This window comes from Haploplasma modicum ATCC 29102 (assembly GCF_000687835.1).
Lineage (GTDB): Bacteria > Bacillota_I > Bacilli_A > Acholeplasmatales > Acholeplasmataceae > Haploplasma > Haploplasma modicum.
On sequence record NZ_JHYB01000002.1, the window covers coordinates 96,058 to 118,864 of the forward strand.

The window sequence follows — 22,807 nt, forward strand, 5'->3', positions numbered from 1 at the left end:
ATCTAAGTACTTAATTGAAAATGAAAGTAGAAGGTATAATGACTAATTTAGATATTAAAACAGGTGTACATATTGTGATTGATTATTTCTCAGCTACATTTCCTCTAATAGTACACGAAAATGATTATGAACTTAAAGTTATTGAGGATGTAATAGAAATAATTAGTAAATTTTTAGGATACGACAAATCTAACATAACAAAAGAAGAATATGCACAAAATAGATTTGAGTATCAATACTTAATTGGATCAGATATTGTATTAAGAATGAATGGTCCAAGATTGAAATCTGGATATAAGTCCTGCTCTATAGAACTTAAAGGATCTGGATGTAGAGAGTTTGAAAATAACAATCCCGATAAAACATGGATTGATTTCTTTGAATTCTTTTTAGTTAGATTAAATGCATCACCCTCAAGATTTGATATAGCTATTGATGATTATGATGGAAGTCATTTAACTATTGATGAAATAAAGGCCAAATTAGATAAGGGGTTCTATACTACTAATTTTAGAGATAAAGATTATACTCTTTACAATTCCAAAAAAGGAATGACTCTGCAATTCGGAAGTAGAATATCAACTCAAATGTTGGTTATTTATGATAAAAAAAGAGAACAACTATCACAAGGAATAGCTGTTCCGGAAACGTATTGGACAAGATTTGAGATGAGATATTACAAAGAAAAGTCTTATAACGTATGTATGAATATTTTAAAAGGTGGTTCATCTAAATATAAAGAATATGTATTAGGTTTACTGTATGAAATGTTAGATATAAAAGAAGACAACAATTTCAGTAAATCTAATATTTACAAAGCTGATACAGATGAGCGATGGTTATCGTTTTTAGGTGAAGTGAAAAAGGCGAAAATAGTTAAATATAAAATAAGAAAAAGCTCATATGAATCATATTATAAATGGGCTAGTCCACATGCCGCCTTTTTCTTCCTAAGTATATATACTCATAGCAATTTTGATCTAAATTCAACATTAATTGAAATTGTAGAAAACGGCATATCATTAATGGAAGATTTGAACAATAATAGGCTTAAAAAAATAAATCAATTTTTGAGTGAATCTTCACTGAAGAAAACAAATTTAGTTGAGTTAAACAACAAAATAAAAGAATTAGAAAAATTTATAGAAATAAAGGAGTTGCCATTTTAATGATAAAACATTTAAATACGAGGTTAGGTTTTGATAGTTTAAAAAACTATCAAGTGCCTCAGTTGCACAAAATTATTACGAGTTATGTAGTAGACAACCCTGAATATGTTGAAAGCATAAAGAAATATATAAACAATATAGACTTTATACTAGAACATTTGTATAATTCATTTAATGGGTCAATAGAATATACTGAAAAAGCTGTTTTAGATCTGATATTAGATTTAATAAATAATACAGATAAAAGAGGTGCTTTTGATGGATAAATTAAACAATAAGCAATATGTAGCAGTCACAGACAATTCTAAAAATACTTTAGTTCTGGCTGGTGCAGGAACAGGAAAAACAAGAGTACTAATAAATAGAATAATTCACTTATTAAATCAGGGAGTTAATCCTAATAATATTTTAGCTTTTACCTTTACAAATAAAGCAACAAATGAAATGAAATATCGTATATCAAATTCTGGCAAAAATTTTGAGGGAATAACCATTTCAACTTTTCACAGTTATTGTTTCTCATATTTGGTTGAATTACCAGAATACATTGGATATGAAAAAGGATTTAATATCATAGATGATAATGAAAAATTAAAAATAGTAAAAAAAATTATAGTAGATAATGAACTTAAGATTTTAGATCGAGAGGCAATGAAATATATCTCTAACATAAAAAACCATACTGAGATTAATTATGAAAACATTAATGAAGCTATGATAACTAATTTTATATTTTATGAATATCAAAAAACTTTAATAAATAATCAAAAAATGGATTTAGATGATTTACAATATTATTTTCTCAAATTATTAAAAACAAACGATGGATTAGCAGAAGCAATTCAAAACACATCAGAATATATTTTAGTTGATGAGTTCCAGGATACTAATGTTATTCAATATGAAATATTAGATATTTTATCAAAAAAACACAATAATTTATTTCTTGTTGGTGATCAAGATCAGTGCATTTATACATTTAGAGGAAGTAACCTAAGTAATATTGATAATTTTACTGAAAATAAAGATCCTAAAATCATTACGTTAGAAACTAATTACAGATCAAACAAACATATCCTAAATTTAGCTAACGATTTAATTAAAAGTAATGTAGGTAGAATTGAGAAGAATTTATATCCAACTAAATACGCTAGAGACTACCAAGTTATATATTCTGAATTAGCTAGCGATTACGATGAAGCCAAATATATTTCAACTTTAATATTAAAGTTACTTGAAAAAGATTATAAAGAAAATGATATTTGCATCTTGTTCAGATCGCATAATATATCTTCTAAAATTGAAACAGAATTTTTAAAGGCCAAAATACCTTATCACTTATTAGGAAGGAATAAATTTTTTGATCATAGTGAAATAAAAACTTTAATTAATTATTATTTCTTTTTAAAAAATAAAGATGACATATCTTTATCAGAAATATTTAATAAGCCTACTAGAAACATAGGAGAAATAACTTTTAGCAGGCTTGCATTAGAGGCAGAGAAACAAAAAAAGTCGATTTATAAAGTTATGGAAGAAAGTTCAAATGAGGATTTGAAAAAATTTGTAAATCTGATTGAATCATTAGATTTAAAATTTACACAAAACGATCCAAGTGAATTTGTAGATTTATTATTAGAAATAATTGAATATGAAACTTTTATTTCTAAACAAGAGAAAGCTAAAGAGAAATTACAAAGAGTCTATGAATTTAAAAACATGTTTTCTAACATCAATTCAAATATAGATTATAGAGATGCTACTATTGAATTTTTAAACCAAATTTATCTATATGAAAAGGAGGAAGAAAAAGAAGACGCGGTAAAAATGATGACAATTCATCAAGCAAAAGGATTAGAGTTTAAAGTAGTTATTATTGCTGGATGTAATGAAGGTGTATTACCATCGTATAAAGCTTCCAGAATTGATTTAGAAGAAGAAAGACGAATATTTTATGTGGCTATAACTAGAGCAAAAGAGAGACTCTATTTGCTAAGTTCTAAGCAAAGGACGTTGTATGGTAAAAGACGAAGATACAAACCTTCATCATTCCTAAGTGATATTGATTTAGATTTAATGTATTTCGATGTACAAATTTTTTAAAATAAAAATTAAGGGGATTTGTATAGATGATAAGAAGAAAAAAGTATTATGAACGATTAAAATACTTACGATGTATTTTAGCTGGCTTAATGATTGAACGAGATGAACAACATCCTGTCTTCATCGTTGTTGAGAAAAGATATAAACAAATTCGATATATTGAAATAGACGAATATAATCTAACTAGTTTTGATGAAAGAAATTTTATTATTTATAAATCAACATTAAAAAAATCTTTTTTGTATTTTTTGCAAATAAGTTATCCGGATCTACCTAAAACCAACTTAGTAATCGCTGCTAACAGAAGATTAAAGAGGTTGTCTTTTGAATCTGCATCTAGACTTATAAAATGCTCGATAGAAGATTATATCAAAATGGAAGAAGGTCACAAGACAAAGATTAACTTAAAAGAGATATCAAATAATTTAAATTTTTCAAATGAAGAATTTTATTATACTTTTGAAGATATCTTTGAAAAATATAATAACGGGGATTGATTATGGATGATTTAAATTGCCGTCATTATGATGAAATAATTTTAAAAGATGAAAAAACTTTGACAGTGTTTTTAATGTTACAATCTGGACAAAAAGTTAATTATGATATTTTTTATGATTATTTTGAATCATCTAGGCGAACATTTAATAGAGTCATAGCTACAATAAGAAGTGCTTTATATATAACTGAATCTAATAGCTATGTGAAATATTGCAAAGAAACCGACAATTATGCATTAGTAAAAGTACTTTGAAACAAACTTAGCTTTTAACAGGAATCTCATGTTCCTGTTTTTTTTATAAAGAAAATAAAAATAAAAAAAGTAAAATCGACTTTTTCTTACTAATATAAAGTAGAGAACAAAAAAAGCAATATAAATATTGCTGGAAAAGAGGAAAAGAAATGAAAAGAATTGAAAATTTTAAAAAGAAGGAATTAATTGTTATGTATCTGCAAACACTAATTGATACAAAGAAAATTATAACAGCAAATATTAAGAAACAATTAATAGCTTTTGGTTTCGAAGAAGTTGTTATTGGAACAAGAAATGAACATGAAATAAAAAGTAAAAACTTTAAACTTAATTTCTATGGTCATGATATCGCTATTGGCTTATCACCTATTCCAATAAGTTATGGATCAAACAGAAAATATATAGCATTAGTTTATAATTTTAAATCATGAACGCCAAATAGTGTCGCGACCACTTGTTACTATTTAAGTACGGAGGTGGACAAAATGATACAAAAGAAGATATATGAAGCCAAAGATATACAGAAGATGCTTGGTTTAGGAAAAAATAAAACTTATGAATTCTTAGAAGAAGTTTATAAGAATAAGAAACCTTTCATGGTTATAAAAATTGGTAATCAATATAGAGTATTTAAAGAATCATTTGATAAATGGATCAGCACTCTATAATTTAAAGGAGTAGGTCAAAATGAATAAAAGAAAAACACAAACAGGAGTATTCCAATATAGAGGTTCCTGGTATCACAGAACAAAGGAACTTCAAATTAACGGTAAAACTAAATATGGTAAAATTGGTGGGTTTGAGTCTTTTGAAGATGCATTAAAAGCTTATGAAGAAAATAATGAAAAATTTGAATTAGATAAAAAAGCTTATATATTACACACTACTAATTCGGAAATATATTTAATATCTTATTTAAAATATTGGTTTGAAAGTATTTATAAAATTAGAGTTAAATCTTCAACAGCAATGGTCGCTTCATATTTGATATATGACATTATTATACCTTCAATACAACCAGACATAAAAATTAAATTAGTATCAGAAAATTATATAAATAATTTATTAGATAAAATCAATCCAATAACAAAATCAGCATCATCAGAAGCAAGAAAAATTTTATTTCAAGTTTTTAAAGATGCTAAAGTTGATGGGTTTATATTAAACAATCCAGTTAAAAATTCTAAAAAATATCATTATGATAAAAATACAATCACAATACTAACTGACGATGAGACTAAAAGATTATTAAAAATTTCAAGTACAGATAACTGGTACTTAGAAGTTTTATTAGCTTTATTTTTAGGTTTAAGAAAAGGTGAAATTAGAGGTTTGAAATTTTCAGATTTCAATTTTCAAGAAAAAACAGTACATATCCAGAGGCAACTAGTAGATGAACATGTATTAGCTGTTGGTGAGTTTGCAACTAAACAAATTAAAAACATTGAAAGAAGCCCTAAATCTAATAAAGGTATTAGGAAACTTTTTGTTCCTGATGTAATTATTACTGAATTGTTAAATAGGAAGAAAGAAATAGAAGAGTTTAAAAGGAGTTCTAGCTTCACTGATCATAATTATGTATCAGTTCAAGAAAATGGTAAACCTCGCACTCCTTCAGCTTTTAATAGTTATTTAAATAGAACTTGCAGGAGAAATGGTATTAGGAGAGTAACACCCCATGGACTTAGGCATATGTTTGCAACATTACTATTAGAAAATGGAATTGATCTTTCAACAATTTCAGCAATGCTTGGCCATGAGTCAATTAGAACAACATTCATGATTTATACCGATATGATTAACGAACAAGAAAAAATATCTGATTTTATCAATGAATTACACGAAATATAGGGGGAATGTTTATATGGAATACAATAAAGATAGATATATAGATTTTAAAGTATTTAATATAATGAAAATTAAAAACAAATATGGTTTTAGATTTGTTTTAATATATTCTAATGGCGAACAATCAACAAAGCAAAAGTCTGGATTTAAAACAATAAAAGAAGCTGAAGCAACAAGAAACAAAGTTATAACAGATTTAAATAATGGGTTTTTTTTGGAAGATAATTCATTAACATATATTAGCTTTTTAAATGATTGGTTAGAAAAAGATATTAAATTAAGAACTGCAAGCAACACATATATAACCTTTAAAAACATTGTACAAAAATATATAGGTCCAACAATTGGAAATATAAGGCTACAAGAAATAGAAAGAAATCATATTGTGAAGGTTGTTAATTATGCATCTGGCAAATATAAATCAATGTCAAAAATGGTAAAAACAGTATTAGATATTTCTTTAGATTATGCAGTTTCTAATCAACTATTAACTATAAATATATCCAGAAATGTAATTATAACTAATGGAAATAAAAACAAAGGAAAAGTAAAAACTAGAAATATAGATATAACGAAAACATTAACATTAGATCAAATCAAATTATTGATTAAAAACAGCATGGAAACACCAATTAAATTTTATATAATGTTTTCTGGTTTGATGGGTTTAAGGATTAGTGAAATAAGAGGCCTTAAATATTCAGATATAAATTATCAAAACAGAACAATAAAAATTCAAAGACAATTAGGTAGAGATATTAAGAACGACGAGAATATTAATGTAGGGAAAGTGACTAAACAAGAAATACCATTAAAAACTTTTTCAAGTCAACGTGAATTAATAATTCCGGACATTCTATTCGAAGAAATTCTTAAGGAAAGAAGAAAGTATGAAAAAAATAGAAGCAGAAGAATTAATGATAAACACAATCCTTTTTATGATGGAGATTTTATTTGTTCATCGACATATGGTAATCCTAGAAGTTCAACATTTCACTATAAGTATTTTAAAGATTTATTAGTTCTTAGTAATTTACCTAATATTAGATTTCATGATTTGAGAGCAAGTTATACAACGATATTAATAAAAAACAAATTTAGTCCCAAAGCAGTATCTAAAATGTTGGGTCATGCAACAGAAATAATATCCATTGATCATTACACAGATTCTAAAGAGTTAATTAAAGCTGTAGGTAAAGATATTAATTTCATAGTAGATAAATATACATTGAATAATAATGAAAAAGAAATAGAAGAAATACATGTTGATAAAAATGTAATAAATGCAATTGTTAATATGGAATTAAATCTTTTGAAATGATAGCAGGATTTTATATCCTGTTTTCATTTATTAAAACCTTATGTCATTCACTTGTGATTGACGAGTAAAAGTGATAAAATAATTGATAATAAAACAATGTTAAATAGTATCGTTTTATCTTTAATTTTCCTTTGTTTTTTAATCTGTTTTAGCTAGTGTTTAAGAGTTTTATTACAAAATATATGTGACCAAAATTCGTCTCACAGCAAAAAAACTACTAAATTCAATCAAAAACAGTTAGGGAAATCCATCTTTATTTTAAAGATTACAGTATAAAAAACCTATTGATTAGGAGTGTTTCAATGTTTAAATTAGTAACAGATTTTACGCCTAGTGGCGATCAGCCAAAGGCTATAGAAAATCTAATTAAAAATTTTAATAAAGGCTTTACTGAGCAGATATTGTTAGGAGCTACTGGAACAGGTAAGACTTTTACTATTGCTAATATTATAGAGAATTTGGGTAAGAAAACATTAGTACTTGCACCTAACAAAACACTTGCAGGTCAACTGTACGGAGAGCTTAAAGCCTTGTTCCCGGACAACCGAGTGGAGTATTTTATTTCATACTATGATTATTATCAACCAGAAGCATATGTAGTATCAAGTGATACTTTTATTGAAAAAGATGCCTCAATTAATGATGAAATAGATGAACTAAGACATAGCGCAACCTCATCACTTTTAGAACGTGAAGATGTGATTGTAGTTGCTTCAGTTTCATGTATTTATGGGATTGGGGATCCGGATATTTATAAAAACTCAATGCTTTTTTTAAGAACTGGTGATAATCCAGGACGTGCTAATGTAATTAATAAACTTGTTGAGTTAATTTATAAGAGAAATGATTTTGACTTTGAAAGGGGAACTTTTAGAGTCAGAGGGGATATTATTGAGATTATTCCTGTCTATGAAAGAAGTGAAGGAATTAGAATTGATTTCTTTGGTGATGAAATTGAGTCCCTTTCAAGATTTGATGTTTTAACAGGTAAAACAATCGAAAAGATTAATTTCATTTCAATTTATCCAGCAAGTCACTTCTTGACTGATAAAGATCGTCTTGATGAAACAATAAAGCGAATTAAAGATGAATTAGAAGAGAGAATTGATTATTTTCAAAAAGAAGGAAAACTCTTAGAAGCACAACGTATTGAAATGCGAACAAAATATGATCTTGAAATGTTAGAAGAGATTGGAACATGTAGTGGAGTTGAAAACTACTCAAGACATTTATCACTTAGAGCGGAGGGAGAGACTCCAGCAACACTAATTGACTTCTTTGGTGATGATTTTTTATTAATCATTGATGAATCTCACGTTACAATTCCCCAAGTTGGTGGAATGTATGCCGGAGATAGATCTAGAAAAACAACATTAGTTAACTATGGCTTTAGACTTCCTTCAGCACTTGATAACCGCCCACTTAATTTTAGTGAGTTTGAAGCTAAGAAAAAAGATGTAATTTATTTATCAGCAACACCTGGTAACTATGAGATGGAAAAGGGTTATCCAATAATTGAACAAATTATTAGACCTACTTATTTACTTGACCCAGAAATTGAGATTAGACCATCACTTAATCAGATGGATGATTTATATTTTGAAATCAAAAAACGTATTGAAAATAATGAACGTGTGTTAGTCACTACCCTTACAATTAGAATGAGTGAAGAATTAACTAGTTATTTTAAACAATTAGGGTTGAAAGTTGCTTATCTTCATAGTGAAATTAAATCCTTAGAAAGAATTGCTATTTTAAGAGATTTAAGAATTGGTAAATACGATTGTATTATTGGAATTAATCTCCTTAGAGAAGGACTTGATTTACCTGAGGTTTCGCTTGTTGCTATTTTAGATGCTGATAAACAAGGTTTCTTAAGAAGTGAACGAAGTTTAATTCAAACAATTGGTCGTGCTGCGAGAAATCAAAATGGCCATGTTATTATGTATGCAGATAAAGTCTCACCAGCAATGCTTTATGCAATTAATGAAACAAATAGAAGAAGAGAAATTCAAATTGAATATAATAGAGTAAATAATTTAGAACCAATAACAATTAAAAAAGATATTAGAGATAATATATCGATTAAAGGTATTGAATTAGATAGTAATAGTGAAGTTAAATTAACTAAGAAAGCTAAGCTAAAAACAATTAAAGAATTAGAAAAAGAAATGAATGAAGCAGCTAAGAATCTAGACTTCGAAAAAGCAGCAGAGATTAGAGATATCATAATGGAATTAAGGAGTGAATGATTTGTTAGAAGCAATAATGAAATCGGATTATAAAAATAAGGTAGACTTATTTGATAGTGAAGTAGTAAAAGATCAAAGTATTGTCTTTTTAGGTGATTCTATAATTGCCTTTTATAAGACAAATGAATATTTTAACAATTTAAATATTGTAAATAGAGGTATTGCCGGAGATACATCAGAAGGTGTCTTAGATAGATTAGAACAAATAAAAAAAATTAAGCCTAGTGTTGTTTTAATATCAGTAGGATCAAATGATATTGTAAGAACAAAAGATAGTCTTAGTGTTATAGTTTCAAGAATTCTTAAGATAAAAGAAGAACTTGAAAGTAGTCTTGAAACATCAAAAATATATCTTTTAAGTCTTAGCCCAGTACTTAGAGAACATGAAATAACTAATAATTTATATATGAAGCACCGAACAAATGATATAATAGATAGTATAAACCAAGAATTAGTAAAAAACACAACTTTAATTGATGTAAATGAAGTGTTGAAAGATGAAAATAATAATCTAAAATTAGCTTATACAACTGATGGATTACATCTAACTAAACTTGGTTATGAAGTTTTTAGTAAGAAAATAGCTTTAGAAGTTAAAGAATTACAAATAAAATAAAGGAGAAAAATATGAAAAAATACATATTAGTTACAGACTCAGTTACTGACTTACCAGACAGTTTAGCAAAAGAACTTGATTTAGTTGTCTTACCCCTAAAGTACCATATTGATAATAAAGATTATACAAACTATCTTGATTATAGAATGCAAGATATAAACGAGTTTTATAATGAAATAAAGGGTGGCAAACAAGCAACAACAAGTCAGTTAGTTCCAGAAGATTATATTAGTACGCTAACACCATATTTAGAACAAGGAAATGATGTTTTAATTATTTCATTTTCAAGTAAACTAAGTGGAACATTTAATAGCGCAAGACTTGCATCAATAGAATTACAAGATAAATATCCTAACAATAAAATTATAGTTATTGATAGTAAATCAGCATCACTAGGTGAAGGATTCTTAGTCACACTTGCTGCAAATGAAAAGAAGAAAGGTAAAACTATTGATGAGTTAGTAAGTTTTGTTAATGAAACTATTCCAAGAGTTGCTCACTGGTTTACAGTTGATGATATTAGTCACTTAAGACGTGGTGGTAGAATTAGTGGTGTTGCTAGCGTTGTTGCTAAAGCATTAAATATTAAACCAATTCTTCATTGTAGCGTAGATGGTGAATTAGTTTCAAGAAATAAAGCAATTTCAAGAAATAGAGCAATTAAAGCTTTATTTGATAAGATGGTTGAAACACATGACGGAAACCAAGAAATGGTTTATATTGGTCATGGGGCAGACTTAGAAGCAGCTAATGAATTAAAGACTTTAGTCTTATCAAAATTCCCTGAGGCAAAAGTTACAATAAATACAATTGGTCCAGTTGTTGGTGCCCATACAGGTCAGGGAGTATTAGCATTGTTCTTTATTGCTAAGAACCGATAATATGAGTAAGATAGTCTTAGCAGGTGGATGTTTTTGGGGCGTTGAAGCGTATTTTAGCAATTTAAAAGGTGTTACTAAAACTATTGTTGGATATGCCAATGGCACAAAAGAAAATCCCACTTATAAAGAAGTTTGTAGTGGATTATATGGCTTTGCAGAAGCAATATACTTAGAATATGATAATAAAGTTTTAACTGCTGATAAGTTATTAGAACATTATTTTAGAATAATTAATCCATATCTTTTAAACAAACAAGGAAACGATGTTGGATTACAATATAGAACTGGAATATATTGTTTTACTTTAGAACAAAGACAATATGCAAGGTTATTTATTATTAATTATGAGAAGATAAATCAAAATAAAAAAACAGTCGTGGAAGTTGAAATGTTAACTAACTTTTATAATGCAGAAGAATATCATCAAGAATATTTAAAGAAAAATCCAGAAGGATATTGTCATATTGATTTAGGTTTATTAAGTAAAGATGAACGAAAATAAAAGGAGAGCTAGCTCTCCTTTATTATTTTACCTACTTACTATTTAGTTTAATAATTTCTAATACAATCTCTAATGCTTTATGCATTTGATTGATTGAAGCAAATTCCATTCTTCCGTGGAAGTTATATGATCCAGTTCCTAAGTTTGGACATGGAAGACCTTCAAATGTAAGTCTTGCTCCATCTGTTCCACCTCTAATTGGTGTTTTAATGGGGGTTAAACCTAAATTGGTAATAGCTTTTTCAGCTAATTCAATAATATGCATTTTGTCTTTCAAAATATCATACATATTATAATAACTATCTTTCAAGACTAATTTAACTGCTTCATAACCGTATTTATTATTTAGATAATCTTTAATATTAGTAAATGTTTCTTTTTGTTTATTAAATAATTCTTTATCATGATTTCTAATTATATAATGCATTTTTGCATCTTCAACTGAACCGGTTATTTCAGATAAGTGATTAAAACCTTCATATTTTTCAGTATAAGCAGGATTTAAAAATACAGGTAACATTTGATGAAATTCAAATGCTAAGTGACTTGCATTAATCATTTCTAGTTTTGCACTTCCAGGATGAATACTCTTACCAACAAAATTGATTACTGCAGAAGCAGCGTTAAAGTTTTCAAATTCAATTTCACCAACTTGGCTACCATCTAATGTATATGCAAAGTCTGCATTAAACCATTTATAATTAAACTTATCAGCACCACGACCAATTTCCTCATCTGGGGTAAAACAAATATAAATATCACCGTGTTTGATTTCTTTATTTTTAGTTAATGTGTTTGCTAATTCCATGATAATTGCAACACCAGCTTTATCATCAGCACCAAGTAAGGTATTTCCATCAGTAACAATTAAATCATCACCAATAACTTTCTTAAGCGCAGCACTATTTTCTTTATTCATTGTAATATAATCGTTTAATTTAATGCCACTTCCATCATAATTTTTAATTATTCTAGGAGAAACATTTGCTCCAGGTGCATCTGGTGATGTATCAACGTGGGCTACAAAACCAATCGGTCTTATGTCTTTTCCAGAGTTTGATTCAATCTTCACATATACATAGCCAAATTCATCAATAAAAGCATTTAAACCCATTTCTATTAATTCATTTACTAATAAATTGCTTAAGTTTTTTTGCTTCATAGTTGAAGGGATAGTTAGTGAGTTTGGATCTGATTGGGTATCAATCTTTACGTATCTTAAAAATCTTTCTATTAAACTTGTCATGTTTAACCTCTTTTCTTTAATTATGTGAATTATTATACCATTATTAATAATAAAAGTGTAATTTATAGTGTTTTTGTAGTATAATTAACTACTATAGAGAACAAAAGGCAGGGTGATATAATTGTTTAATAAACATTTTAGAAAATATATCTTTAAATACTCAATACCACTATTAATTGGAATAGCGGTTTTAGTATTTATTGATTATGTTCAAACAAATGTGCCAATCATTATTGGTGACATTATTAATATTTTAGACAAATTTGATAAGTCTGAAGTAACAGAAATATTCGCTAAGGATGAGTTGTTAAATTTAACAGTATCACTTATAACAGTAGTGGCTATTACGGGTATAGGTAGGGTATTTTGGCGACTTGCTATTTTTGGGACATCAAGAAAAATAGAGTATGGTTTAAGAAATGAAATGTTCATTCATGCAACTACTTTATCACAAGATTATTACAATGAACAAAAAGTAGGCGGATTAATGACTTACTTTATTAATGATCTTGCTGCAGTAAGAATGGCTTATGGTCCTGGAATTATGATGCTAATTGATAGTACATTTTTAGGTGGATTTGTTTTTTATAAGATGTTTAAGTTAAATAAAGAATTAACTTTAATTTTAATTGTACCAATTGTATTACTTTTAGTAGCAATGGTCATTATTAATAAATCAATGAGAAAACAATTTAAAATAAGACAAGAAAAGTTTAGAGATTTAAGTGATTATACCCAAGAAAACTTATCAGGTATTTCAATTGTTAAAGCATATGTGCGAGAAGCATTTGAGATAATGACATTTAAGAGAAAATCTAAAGAACTTTATGATACAAATATGAAGTTTTATAAAAAATCAGTTTTAGTTGAAGTTGTAACATCTATTATTATTAACTTAATTGTAATAACTATTATAGGCTTTGGTGCATATGCAGTTGTTAAAACTGCAAACCTACCTGATGCTGAAAAATTTGATGTAGGTAACTTTACAGCGTATATTGCTTTATTCTTTATGTTAAGCTGGCCAACAAGAGCTCTTACTCGTGTTTTAAGTATTTATTCACAAGCAGGAGCAAGTGCACAAAGAATTACAGATTTTCTAGAAACAAAACCATCAGTTTATGATAAAGATAATTTAATTGAACCAGATTTATTTATACCTGAAATTGAAGTTAAAAATTTAACTTTTAGATACCCAGACAGTAATTTTAATGCTATTGATAATATGAGTTTTAAAATTAATCAAGGAGAAATGGTTGGTATTTTAGGTAAAACCGGAAGTGGTAAAACAACACTAGTTGATTTAATGCTTAGAGTATATAATGTTAAACATGATAAAATATTAATTAGTAAAACTGATATTATGAAATTACCTCTTAAAGTAGTTAGAGATAAAATTGGTTATGTACCACAAGATAACTTTTTATTCTCAGATACAATAAAAAATAATATAGCCTTTTCCAATTCAAGTCTAACTATGGAAGAAGTAATTGATGCATCTAAGTTAGCGGATATTTATGATAACGTTACTGAATTCCAGTTAGGATTTGAAACTATTTTAGGTGAAAGAGGAGTTACAGTTTCTGGCGGACAAAAACAGAGAATTTCAATAGCAAGAGCAATTGCTAAAAATCCAGAAATCTTAATTCTAGATGATGCAGTATCTGCTGTTGATACAAAAACGGAAGAAACAATTATTAAAAACTTATATGATTTAAGAAAAGGTAAAACAACAATTTTTATTGCTCATAGAATTTCAACAGTACAAAATCTAGATAAGATAATTGTTATTGATGAGGGTAAGGTTGTTGCAATTGGTTCACATGATGAATTGTTAGAAACTAGTGAGTTTTACCGTGATATTGTGAAACGTCAAACGCTTGAAAAATTAGCAGAAGAGGTTAAATAATATGAGAAGAAAAGAAAGAAAACAAGAAGATATAAAATCATTTAAAAGATTACTTGGTTATTTAAAACCTCACCGTAGTGAATTTATTGTTTCAATTATTTTAATGACGTTTGTAGTTATTGTTGAGTTAGTTCCACCACTATTTATGGCTAAAGTTTTAGAATTACTTAAAAATTCTAACGCTGTTGGAACAATGAATAAAATATTATTATATTTAGGCGTATTTATTTTATCATTAGTAGTATCAATTATAATTCATTATAAACAAACAATTTTACTCCAAGAGATTGGTCAAAAAATAGTCTTTAGAATAAGACTTGAAGTTTTTGAACATATTGAAAAACTATCTATAGATCAGTTAAATAAAGAGCCTGTTGGTAAACTTGTAACAAGAGTAATGAATGATCCAGATAGTATTAGTGAGATGTTTACTTCTATTGTTATAAATTTAATTAGAAGTATTATTATGATGATAATTATATTAATCATTTTATTCTTTATTAGTATTAAATTAACATTGATTACATTAATAATAATGCCAATTATTTTAATTGTTTCATATGTGTTTAGAAAAATATCTAGAAAGTCATATCAAAAAATTAGAAACGAAATTTCAGCGCTAAACGCATTTTTATCTGAGAATTTATCAGGAATGAAAATCACACAAATCTTTAATCAAGAAGATGTTAAAAGAGAAGAATTTAGAATTAGAAGTTATGAGCTTGAACGTGGTTTTCAAAAAGAAATCTTAATATATGCAATTTTTAGACCACTTATTTATTTAATTACCATGGCTGGTAATATTGCTATTTTATATTTTGGAGGCTTACAAGTTATTGATATGATTTTAAGCTATGCAATTCTTTATGCATTTAATGACTTAGTTGATAGATTCTTTAATCCAATTCAACAAATTGCTGAGGAATTTAATAATCTTCAAAATGCCTATTCAAGTGCAGATAAAATCTTTGGCATCTTAGATTTAGAACCAACCATTAAAGAATTAGATGATGCAATTGAGTTAAAAGAATTCTCCGGTCATGTTGAATTTAAAAATGTATGGTTTTATTACTTAGAAGATGAATGGGTATTAAAAGATGTATCATTTGAAGTTAAACCAGGTGAGACATTTGCTTTTGTTGGATCTACAGGAAGTGGTAAAACTACTATTTTATCTTTAATTGTAAGAAATTATGAGATTCAAAAAGGTGAAATCTTAATTGATGGAATAAATATTAATAAAATAACTAGAGATTCCTTGAGAAGACATATCGGTCAGATGTTACAAGATGTATTTTTATTTAATGAGTCAATTCTTTATAACATTAGTTTAGGAAATGAAGAAATAACAAGAAATGAAGTAATTGAGGCAGCAAATTATACTGGTGCTAATACATTTATAGATAGACTTCCCGATAGATATGATCACTTAGTATTAGAGCGGGGTAATAACTTCTCAAGTGGACAAAGACAATTAATATCATTTGCTAGAGCAATCGTCTATAAACCAAGCCTGCTTATTTTAGATGAGGCAACAGCAAACATTGATAGTGAAAGTGAAGAAATTATTCAAGCATCTTTAAACAAAATAATGAGTAGTCAAACAATGTTGATTGTTGCTCATAGACTATCAACTATTCAACATAGTGATAAGATTGTTGTTTTAAATAAGGGTGAAATTATGGAGATGGGGAATCATCATGAACTCTTAAATAAAAAAGGATGGTATTATAATTTATATATGATTCAGTTTAAGGAAGATAAAGAGGGAAAAAATAATGAATAAAAATCAAATTCAAAATATTTTAAATAAGTCATTAGAAACTGGTGCAGATTTTGGTGAACTATTTTTCGAAAAATCAATTAATAATTCAATTAACATTATGAATGGTGAAGTTGTAAACATTTCAACTGGTGAAGTTTATGGAGTTGGTGTTAGATTATTAAAAGGTAGTAAAGAAGTATATGGTTATACAAATGAAGTAAAAGAAGATGTAATACTTGAATTACTAGAAAACTTAAAAGCAAGCTTTAATGATAAACCAAATAAAGTAACAAAACTTGGTGAAAAATTACCGTTTAATAATAATATTACAAGACCATTTGAGTTAGTTGAAACAAGTGAAAAAGTTTCAAGATTACTTGAATTAAATAAAATAATGAAAGACGAAAGTCCATTAATTATTCAGTCAATCACTAATTTAATTGAAAAGAAACAAGATGTGCTAATTGCTAATACAGATGGAACTTACCAAGATGATGAAAGAGTTTATACAAGAGTTATCTTAGCATCAGTTGCTAAAGATGGTGAAAAGATGGAACAAACTTTTGAAGGTCCAGGAAGATTTATGGGCTTTGAACTTTTCGATAAGTTAGATTTAAAAGCATATGCAAGTGATGTTGCAAAAGCTGCAATTAAACAATTAGATGCAAAAGATATTAAAGCAGGAGTAATGCCTGTTGTTATTCACAATGGATTTGGTGGTGTAATTTTCCACGAGGCATGTGGTCACCCACTTGAAGCAAGTTCAATTGCTAAAGGATTATCACCATTTGCAAACAAAATTGGGGAAAAAGTTGCATCAGATGTAGTAACTGCATATGATAATGGAAATATTGAAAATGCGTGGGGTAGATTAAACTTTGATGATGAAGGTAATCCAACTCAAAATAACTTATTAATTGAAAATGGTATTTTAAGAGGTTATTTAATTGATAAGCGAAACGGTAGAACAATGAATGAAAAATCAACAGGTTCTAGTCGTAGACAATCATATAAATATGCTCCAACATCAAGAATGAACTCAACATTTATAGATAACGGAACAATGGAATATGAAGATATTATTAAAGAAACAAAATACGGTCTATTTGCTAAAAAACTTGGTGGTGGTACTGTAAATCCAGCAACAGGTGAATTTAACTTTGTTGTACAAGAAGGTTATATGATTGAAGATGGTAAGTTAACAGATGCAGTTAAAGGTGCAATGTTAATTGGAAATGGTAAAGACATTTTATTTGAAATTGACCGTGTAGCAAACAACCTAGAGTTTGGTCAGGGAATGTGTGGAGCTGATAGTGGATCAATTCCTGTTGACGTTGGTCAACCAACAATTAGAGTTAAAAAAATTACTGTAGGAGGATTAAGCCATGAATAACAATCTTAAAAATTGGATTAAAGTTGGACTTGATAAAGGTTTGTCTGATATACAAATTAAATTAGTTAAGTCAAATAGCCTAAATTTATCAGTATATGAAGGTGAAGTTGAAAAAAATGAAATTAGTTATCAAACTATCGCTTTAGTTAAAGGTATTTATAATGGTAAGGCAGTTAATGCAAAATTAGAAGATTTAAGTTTGGAAAATTTTTCTCATGTAATTGATAGATTAATTGATAATGCAAAAAATATTACTGCAAATGAGCCAGCATTAATTTTTGAAGGTTCAGAAAAATATGAAGAAGTAGTTAATAAAGAATTTGACTTCTCATTAATTAAACCAGAAGAAAAAGTTTCAATGTTATTAGAAATTGAAAAAGGAATAAAAGCTAATGAGTTTTGTACAAAAGTAGATACTGTTTACTATGGTGAAAATACTAGTGAAACAACAATTGTTAACTCAAAAGGCTTAAATCTTTTTAGATCAAGTAAATTTTTACAAATTTATGCAAGTGCAGTTTATGAAAAAGACGGTCAAGTTAAAACTGGTCTTTCATACAAGATTTTAAATGATAATAATGATTTAAATATAAAAGATTTAATTGATGAAAACATTAAACTAGGAACAGGCCAATTAGGTGCTAAATCAATTAAGTCAGGTAAATATCCAGTTGTCTTTTCAAATGAAGAATTTGGTAACATTTTAAGTGTTTTTGAAGGTATTTTCACCGGAGAAGCAGCATTTAGAAATCTTACTAAGTTAATTGGTAAAGAAAACACAAAAATTGGATCAAGTAAAGTAAACTTAGTAGATAACCCATTCCATGATAAGGCATTGTTTAAAGTTTCATTTGATGATGAAGGAGTTGCATGTAGTAAGAGATATTGGATTGAAAATGGAGTGTTTAAAGGTTTTGTTCATAACTTAAAAACTGCAGCAATCTTTAGTACAGCACCAACCGGTAATGGTTTTGGTGGAATATCTGCAGCAAATTTAGTGCTTGAAAGTGAAGATATAAGTCTTGATGAAGTATTTAAGACAATTAATGAAGGTATTTATATTACAGATTTAGTTGGTCTACATGCAATATCAGAAACTGTTTCTGGAAACTTTAGTTTAGAAGCATCTGGATTTGTTATTAAAGATGGAAAAATAGAAAGACCAGTTGATTCAATTGTTGTTTCAGGTAATTTCTTTGAATTATTAAATAACTTAGAGTATGTTGCAAATGACTTTAAGTTTGGTTTATCAGGAATTGGAACTGGTTCTGTGAAAATTAAAGAATTAACAATCGCTGGAGAATAAGATGAATTTGATTCATCTTTTTTTCTTTTAGGCAATTAAAATATATTTTGCTATAATAGATTGAAGGATGTGATATTATGTTAGAACAATTAATTAGTGATAAAAAATACCAAGAAGCATATTTGAAGCTTATTTTATTACACCCTCATGACCAGGCAAAGTTTATTGCCAGTCTTGATGATGAAGATAAAAAGCAAATTTTAGAATTTTATGATGATAATGAATTATCTAAGATAATGTCTTATTTAGATGAGGACTTTGCGGTTAGGTTACTTACAAAATTTGATATTGATAAACAAATTAGTATTATTAAAGAAATGGATATTGATGATGCTGTAAGACTAATTGATGAATTACCTGATTTAGAACAAAAAGAAATTTTAAATGTTGTTGATGATCAAAACTCACTTGAAAAGTTATTAGATTATGATGTTTTAGAAATAGGATTCTTAATGACTTCTAAGTTTGTTAAAATTGATTCAACTCTTAATGTAAAAGAAGCAATGAAAATATTAATTGAACAAGCACCAGAAGTAGAATCTATTGGTACGATTTTTGTTGTAAATAATAATAAATATTTAGGGACTCTTTCACTAAACCAATTAATTAAAGCAAAAGGTAATGTTTTAATTAATGATTTATATAAAGAGACTCCATTTGTTTTTGATAATGATGATATTGAATATTCAATTAATCAGATGCGTGAATATAATCTCTATGAAATTGCTGTTTGTAATGAATATGATAACTTAGTTGGGATTGTAACATTGGATGATGCGATTGAAGAATTTGAGAGATTAAGTAAAGAAAATTTTGCGAGACTTTCAGCAATTAAAGAATTTAAGGAAAAAAATATCTTTAAAGCAGCACTCCACCGTCTTCCATGGTTAATCATTTTACTATTAACATCGATTCCAATTGCTTTATCTGCCGCTAGATTTGAAGAAATCATTCTTGCAGTAAGCTTACTTGCTTTATTCCAGCCACTAATTTTAGATGCATCTGGTGACGTTGCAACACAAACACTAGCAGTTACACTTAGAGATTTAAGTTATAACAATAAGGCTAATTTTAAAGAGGGATTTAAAGAAGTAGTATCAGGAATGTTAAGTGGTTTTATTCTTGCTCTTGCTGCAAGTATAATTACTTATTTTTTAGCAATATCATTTAAAATGGAAGAACCAATGATGGTTTCTTTACTAATTGCTTTATCACTTTTTATTACAATTACGCTTGGACCAATTGTTGGCTTTATAATTCCAGTATTTTTAAATAAAATAAAAATAGATCCAGCTGTTGCATCAGGTCCATTTATCACAACTATTGTTGACCTTTCTAGTTTATTTATCTATTTTGGGTTAGCAACTTTAATGTTAGGAGGATTATAAGATGAATTTTAACAGACCAAAAAGTCAAATCTTAAAAGATATTAATAAAATGCATACAGTTGACATTGTAAAATTATATAATGAAGAATCAGCAGAAAATAAGTTAATTTTAATTGAAATTATGCCATACCGTATTTTAAAAAATATCTTTTTAGAATTAGAAGATGATGATATTTTAAGTTTCTTTAATCAACTTGATGATGTAAGAAAAAGAGTGTTATTAAATGAACTTGATAAGTTTGAATTAAAAAGAATTTATGTTGAACTAGATGATGTAGATAAAGAACACTTAAATGCATTTTTAGTAAACGATCGTATTTTAGAAATTGAAACATTATTAAAACTAGATGAAACAAAAGCAGTCTCAATTATGCACAGTGACTTCATTAAAATTAATATTAATTTAAATGTCGCTGCAGCAATGAGACAGTTAATCGATGAAGTAGATGAGCAAGACGTTATTGATAATTTATTTGTTGTTGATGATAATGAAGTTTTAATTGGTAAAATAAGTTTAAAGAAATTAATTATTGCAAGAAAAAACGAACAAATAAAAGACTTAGTAATAAAAAATTATGTATCCCTACATAAAGATGATAAATTATCACTTGCGATTACTAAAATTAGTAATTATGACTTAAAATTAATACCAATTATTGATGACAATAATGTTTTACTTGGTGTAGTCAGTGCGGATGATATCTTAGATGAAATTGCATTTGATTATGAAGAAAATGTGCAAAAGTTTGTGGCGGTTGGGGACTTTAAAGAAGAAAGTAGTCCAATTAAACGTTCAATGCAACGTATACCTTGGTTACTTGCTTCAATTGTCTTAAACTTAGTAATTGCCTTATTTCTATCAATTTTTTCAAACACACTAGAATTAGTAACAGCACTTGTTTTATTCCAACCTTTAATTTTAGGGATGGCTGGAAATATCGGAACACAATCAATCGCTGTTACCATTTTAAAATTAGACAAGGAAGAAAATTCTGATAATAAAAAACATATTTTTAAAGAAATAGCAATTGGTTTAATTAATGGTTTGATTATAGCAAGCCTTGGTTTTGTTCTTAGTTTCTTTGTTTTAAGTCTTGATATTTTCTTAGTTGACAGTGTATTTTTACTTAGTTTAACCGTTGGCTTATCATTATTTTTCTCAATGGTTTTAGCAAACTTATTTGGTGTTTTAATCCCAATTATTTTAGTTAAATTAAAAATTGATCCAGCAGCAGCAAGTGGACCAGTAATTAGTACAATAAATGACTTAGTAGCACTATTTATTTATTTTGGTTTTGCAACATTAATAATACTACCAATGATAAATGTGGTATAATATTAATGAATAAATTTGGTGGTGATTCATATCGAAGTACAAACGAATGGTAAGCTTTTTCTAACTGGTGAATACAACATTTTAGAAAAAAAAGGTGTATCAATTATTTATAGCGTTTCAAAAAGAATGATATTTAATATTGAAGAATCTTTAAAATATACTTATAAGACAAGAAATCTTATAAGTTATTTTGATATAGTAGAAGATGAAATTGTCTTTGAAAAAGATAATTCAAATATAATTTTAAAAGAAGCAATTAAAAATGCTTTATTATATGTAAAAAGTATGAATATAAACTTAGTACCATTTAGCTTAGAGATAAAGACAGAACTAGAAGACAAAAACGGAAACAAGTTTGGTTTTGGTTCAAGTTCAGCAATTATTATTGGCGTTATAAAGTCGATACTTAAGTTTTATAAAATAGAGTTTGATGAGTTTTTATTATTTAAACTAGGAGTACTTACACAATATGATGCAAATAAAATTACATCAGGTGGTGATCTTGCCTCTGCTTGTTTTGGTAAAATGGTCTTTTACAAAAGATATAATAAAAAATGGTTAGAAAAAAATAGAAATAATCCAAGTCTACTAAATAAGAAATGGAAGGATTTAAAAATATTTGAAATAAAAACCGATTTAAAATTTAAGGCAATTTGGACTGGTAAAAGTTATAAAACTAAAAATTTAGAATACAAAATTACCAAAAAAGAGTATAAGAGAGCTAAAAAAATTGTTAAAAATACTTATCAAAACTTAATTACAAATAATTACTTAGAACTTAAAGAAAATTTAAAAAATTATCAAAGATGGTTAGAAAATATTTTAAAAGTTGATTTATTAAATACGGTAGAATTAAAAAAAATTATTGAAATAACAAATAAATATTCACTTGGTGCTAAAATTAGTGGCGCTGGCGGTGGAGATAGTGTAATATTATTATATCCAGAAGGTTTTAATTTTTATCACATGGAAAAAGAATTATTAGATAACAATTTATATTTAATGGATATTTGAGGTAAGA

General features: G+C 27.2%; 21 protein-coding genes. 20 read left to right on the forward strand and 1 reads right to left on the reverse strand.

The window, feature by feature from the left end; translation table 11 throughout:
* The first annotated feature begins 38 nt into the window (after positions 1-38).
* The 13 genes from T352_RS0100485 (at position 39) to msrA (ending at position 11,443) form a co-directional block, all read left to right on the forward strand.
* A complete protein-coding gene (locus T352_RS0100485; RefSeq protein WP_026391285.1) occupies positions 39-1,169 on the forward strand; it encodes a replication initiation factor domain-containing protein in 1,131 nt (376 codons plus the stop codon).
* The gene (locus T352_RS0100490) at positions 1,169-1,435 is read left to right on the forward strand and encodes a hypothetical protein (RefSeq protein WP_026391286.1); all 267 of its coding nucleotides are present in this window, start codon (positions 1,169-1,171) and stop codon (positions 1,433-1,435) included. The genes T352_RS0100485 and T352_RS0100490 overlap by 1 nt, the downstream gene beginning before the upstream one ends.
* Complete coding sequence (locus tag T352_RS0100495; protein WP_026391287.1) at positions 1,428-3,272, forward strand: ATP-dependent helicase; 1,845 nt, start codon at positions 1,428-1,430, stop codon at positions 3,270-3,272. The genes T352_RS0100490 and T352_RS0100495 overlap by 8 nt, the downstream gene beginning before the upstream one ends.
* Before the next feature lie 26 nt (positions 3,273-3,298).
* Positions 3,299-3,769, forward strand: a complete 471-nt coding sequence (locus T352_RS0100500) for a hypothetical protein (protein WP_162151051.1) — start codon at positions 3,299-3,301, stop codon at positions 3,767-3,769.
* A gap of 2 nt (positions 3,770-3,771) precedes the next feature.
* Positions 3,772-4,023, forward strand: a complete 252-nt coding sequence (locus T352_RS0100505) for a hypothetical protein (protein WP_162151052.1) — start codon at positions 3,772-3,774, stop codon at positions 4,021-4,023.
* 149 nt (positions 4,024-4,172) lie between these two features.
* Complete coding sequence (locus T352_RS07155; protein WP_162151053.1) at positions 4,173-4,454, forward strand: hypothetical protein; 282 nt, start codon at positions 4,173-4,175, stop codon at positions 4,452-4,454.
* Positions 4,455-4,508: 54 nt separating this feature from the next.
* Complete coding sequence (locus tag T352_RS0100510) at positions 4,509-4,691, forward strand: MerR family transcriptional regulator (RefSeq protein WP_035344857.1); 183 nt, start codon at positions 4,509-4,511, stop codon at positions 4,689-4,691.
* Between the two features lie 19 nt (positions 4,692-4,710).
* Entirely contained in the window at positions 4,711-5,874 is a 1,164-nt protein-coding gene (locus T352_RS0100515; RefSeq protein WP_026391291.1) for a tyrosine-type recombinase/integrase, read from the forward strand.
* A gap of 13 nt (positions 5,875-5,887) precedes the next feature.
* Positions 5,888-7,192, forward strand: coding sequence for a site-specific integrase (locus tag T352_RS0100520; RefSeq protein WP_162151054.1), 1,305 nt, complete (start codon positions 5,888-5,890; stop codon positions 7,190-7,192).
* A gap of 302 nt (positions 7,193-7,494) precedes the next feature.
* The gene (gene uvrB, locus T352_RS0100525) at positions 7,495-9,444 is read left to right on the forward strand and encodes an excinuclease ABC subunit UvrB (RefSeq protein WP_162151055.1); all 1,950 of its coding nucleotides are present in this window, start codon (positions 7,495-7,497) and stop codon (positions 9,442-9,444) included.
* Position 9,445: 1 nt separating this feature from the next.
* Positions 9,446-10,060 carry a GDSL-type esterase/lipase family protein gene (locus T352_RS0100530; RefSeq protein WP_026391294.1) on the forward strand — a complete coding sequence of 205 codons (615 nt, stop codon included), beginning with the start codon at positions 9,446-9,448 and terminating at the stop codon, positions 10,058-10,060.
* 11 nt (positions 10,061-10,071) lie between these two features.
* Positions 10,072-10,941 (forward strand): DegV family protein, encoded by an 870-nt coding sequence (locus T352_RS0100535; RefSeq protein WP_026391295.1) that lies wholly within the window; start codon positions 10,072-10,074, stop codon positions 10,939-10,941.
* Position 10,942: 1 nt separating this feature from the next.
* Positions 10,943-11,443: a peptide-methionine (S)-S-oxide reductase MsrA gene (msrA, locus tag T352_RS0100540; protein ID WP_026391296.1), complete on the forward strand. Its 501-nt coding sequence runs from the start codon at positions 10,943-10,945 to the stop codon at positions 11,441-11,443.
* A gap of 31 nt (positions 11,444-11,474) precedes the next feature.
* Here the strand turns inward: msrA and pepT are convergent, their stop codons facing one another.
* A complete protein-coding gene (gene pepT / locus T352_RS0100545; protein WP_026391297.1) occupies positions 11,475-12,689 on the reverse strand; it encodes a peptidase T in 1,215 nt (404 codons plus the stop codon).
* 121 nt (positions 12,690-12,810) lie between these two features.
* On the opposite strand from pepT, the gene T352_RS0100550 reads away from it, so the two are divergent.
* From T352_RS0100550 to T352_RS07160, 7 genes are all read left to right on the forward strand, one after another.
* Positions 12,811-14,598: an ABC transporter ATP-binding protein gene (locus tag T352_RS0100550; RefSeq protein ID WP_026391298.1), complete on the forward strand. Its 1,788-nt coding sequence runs from the start codon at positions 12,811-12,813 to the stop codon at positions 14,596-14,598.
* A gap of 1 nt (position 14,599) precedes the next feature.
* On the forward strand, positions 14,600-16,384 hold the full coding sequence (locus T352_RS0100555) for an ABC transporter ATP-binding protein (protein WP_026391299.1): 1,785 nt from the start codon (positions 14,600-14,602) through the stop codon (positions 16,382-16,384).
* The gene (locus T352_RS0100560) at positions 16,374-17,756 is read left to right on the forward strand and encodes a TldD/PmbA family protein (RefSeq protein WP_026391300.1); all 1,383 of its coding nucleotides are present in this window, start codon (positions 16,374-16,376) and stop codon (positions 17,754-17,756) included. Before T352_RS0100555 ends, T352_RS0100560 begins: the two co-directional genes overlap by 11 nt.
* Complete coding sequence (locus T352_RS0100565) at positions 17,749-19,062, forward strand: TldD/PmbA family protein (RefSeq protein ID WP_026391301.1); 1,314 nt, start codon at positions 17,749-17,751, stop codon at positions 19,060-19,062. The genes T352_RS0100560 and T352_RS0100565 overlap by 8 nt, the downstream gene beginning before the upstream one ends.
* Positions 19,063-19,139: 77 nt before the next feature.
* Entirely contained in the window at positions 19,140-20,450 is a 1,311-nt protein-coding gene (gene mgtE, locus T352_RS0100570) for a magnesium transporter (protein ID WP_026391302.1), read from the forward strand.
* 1 nt (position 20,451) lies between these two features.
* Positions 20,452-21,786, forward strand: coding sequence for a magnesium transporter (locus T352_RS0100575; protein WP_026391303.1), 1,335 nt, complete (start codon positions 20,452-20,454; stop codon positions 21,784-21,786).
* 21 nt (positions 21,787-21,807) lie between these two features.
* The gene (locus tag T352_RS07160) at positions 21,808-22,800 is read left to right on the forward strand and encodes a mevalonate kinase family protein (RefSeq protein WP_162151056.1); all 993 of its coding nucleotides are present in this window, start codon (positions 21,808-21,810) and stop codon (positions 22,798-22,800) included.
* Positions 22,801-22,807: the final 7 nt, after the last annotated feature.

Excerpts from the sequence above, each read along its gene's own strand:
- T352_RS0100565 (WP_026391301.1), top strand. The coding sequence starts at position 17,749 with ATGAATAACAATCTTAAAAATTGGATTAAAGTTGGACTTGATAAAGGT.
- uvrB (WP_162151055.1), top strand. The coding sequence starts at position 7,495 with ATGTTTAAATTAGTAACAGATTTTACGCCTAGTGGCGATCAGCCAAAG.
- T352_RS0100505 (WP_162151052.1), top strand. The coding sequence starts at position 3,772 with ATGGATGATTTAAATTGCCGTCATTATGATGAAATAATTTTAAAAGAT.
- mgtE (WP_026391302.1), top strand. The coding sequence starts at position 19,140 with ATGTTAGAACAATTAATTAGTGATAAAAAATACCAAGAAGCATATTTG.
- T352_RS07155 (WP_162151053.1), top strand. The coding sequence starts at position 4,173 with ATGAAAAGAATTGAAAATTTTAAAAAGAAGGAATTAATTGTTATGTAT.
- T352_RS0100485 (WP_026391285.1), top strand. The coding sequence starts at position 39 with ATGACTAATTTAGATATTAAAACAGGTGTACATATTGTGATTGATTAT.
- T352_RS0100575 (WP_026391303.1), top strand. The coding sequence starts at position 20,452 with ATGAATTTTAACAGACCAAAAAGTCAAATCTTAAAAGATATTAATAAA.
- msrA (WP_026391296.1), top strand. The coding sequence starts at position 10,943 with ATGAGTAAGATAGTCTTAGCAGGTGGATGTTTTTGGGGCGTTGAAGCG.
- T352_RS0100515 (WP_026391291.1), top strand. The coding sequence starts at position 4,711 with ATGAATAAAAGAAAAACACAAACAGGAGTATTCCAATATAGAGGTTCC.
- T352_RS0100510 (WP_035344857.1), top strand. The coding sequence starts at position 4,509 with ATGATACAAAAGAAGATATATGAAGCCAAAGATATACAGAAGATGCTT.
- T352_RS0100520 (WP_162151054.1), top strand. The coding sequence starts at position 5,888 with ATGGAATACAATAAAGATAGATATATAGATTTTAAAGTATTTAATATA.
- T352_RS0100490 (WP_026391286.1), top strand. The coding sequence starts at position 1,169 with ATGATAAAACATTTAAATACGAGGTTAGGTTTTGATAGTTTAAAAAAC.
- T352_RS0100495 (WP_026391287.1), top strand. The coding sequence starts at position 1,428 with ATGGATAAATTAAACAATAAGCAATATGTAGCAGTCACAGACAATTCT.
- T352_RS0100555 (WP_026391299.1), top strand. The coding sequence starts at position 14,600 with ATGAGAAGAAAAGAAAGAAAACAAGAAGATATAAAATCATTTAAAAGA.
- T352_RS0100535 (WP_026391295.1), top strand. The coding sequence starts at position 10,072 with ATGAAAAAATACATATTAGTTACAGACTCAGTTACTGACTTACCAGAC.
- pepT (WP_026391297.1), bottom strand. The coding sequence starts at position 12,689 with ATGACAAGTTTAATAGAAAGATTTTTAAGATACGTAAAGATTGATACC.
- T352_RS0100500 (WP_162151051.1), top strand. The coding sequence starts at position 3,299 with ATGATAAGAAGAAAAAAGTATTATGAACGATTAAAATACTTACGATGT.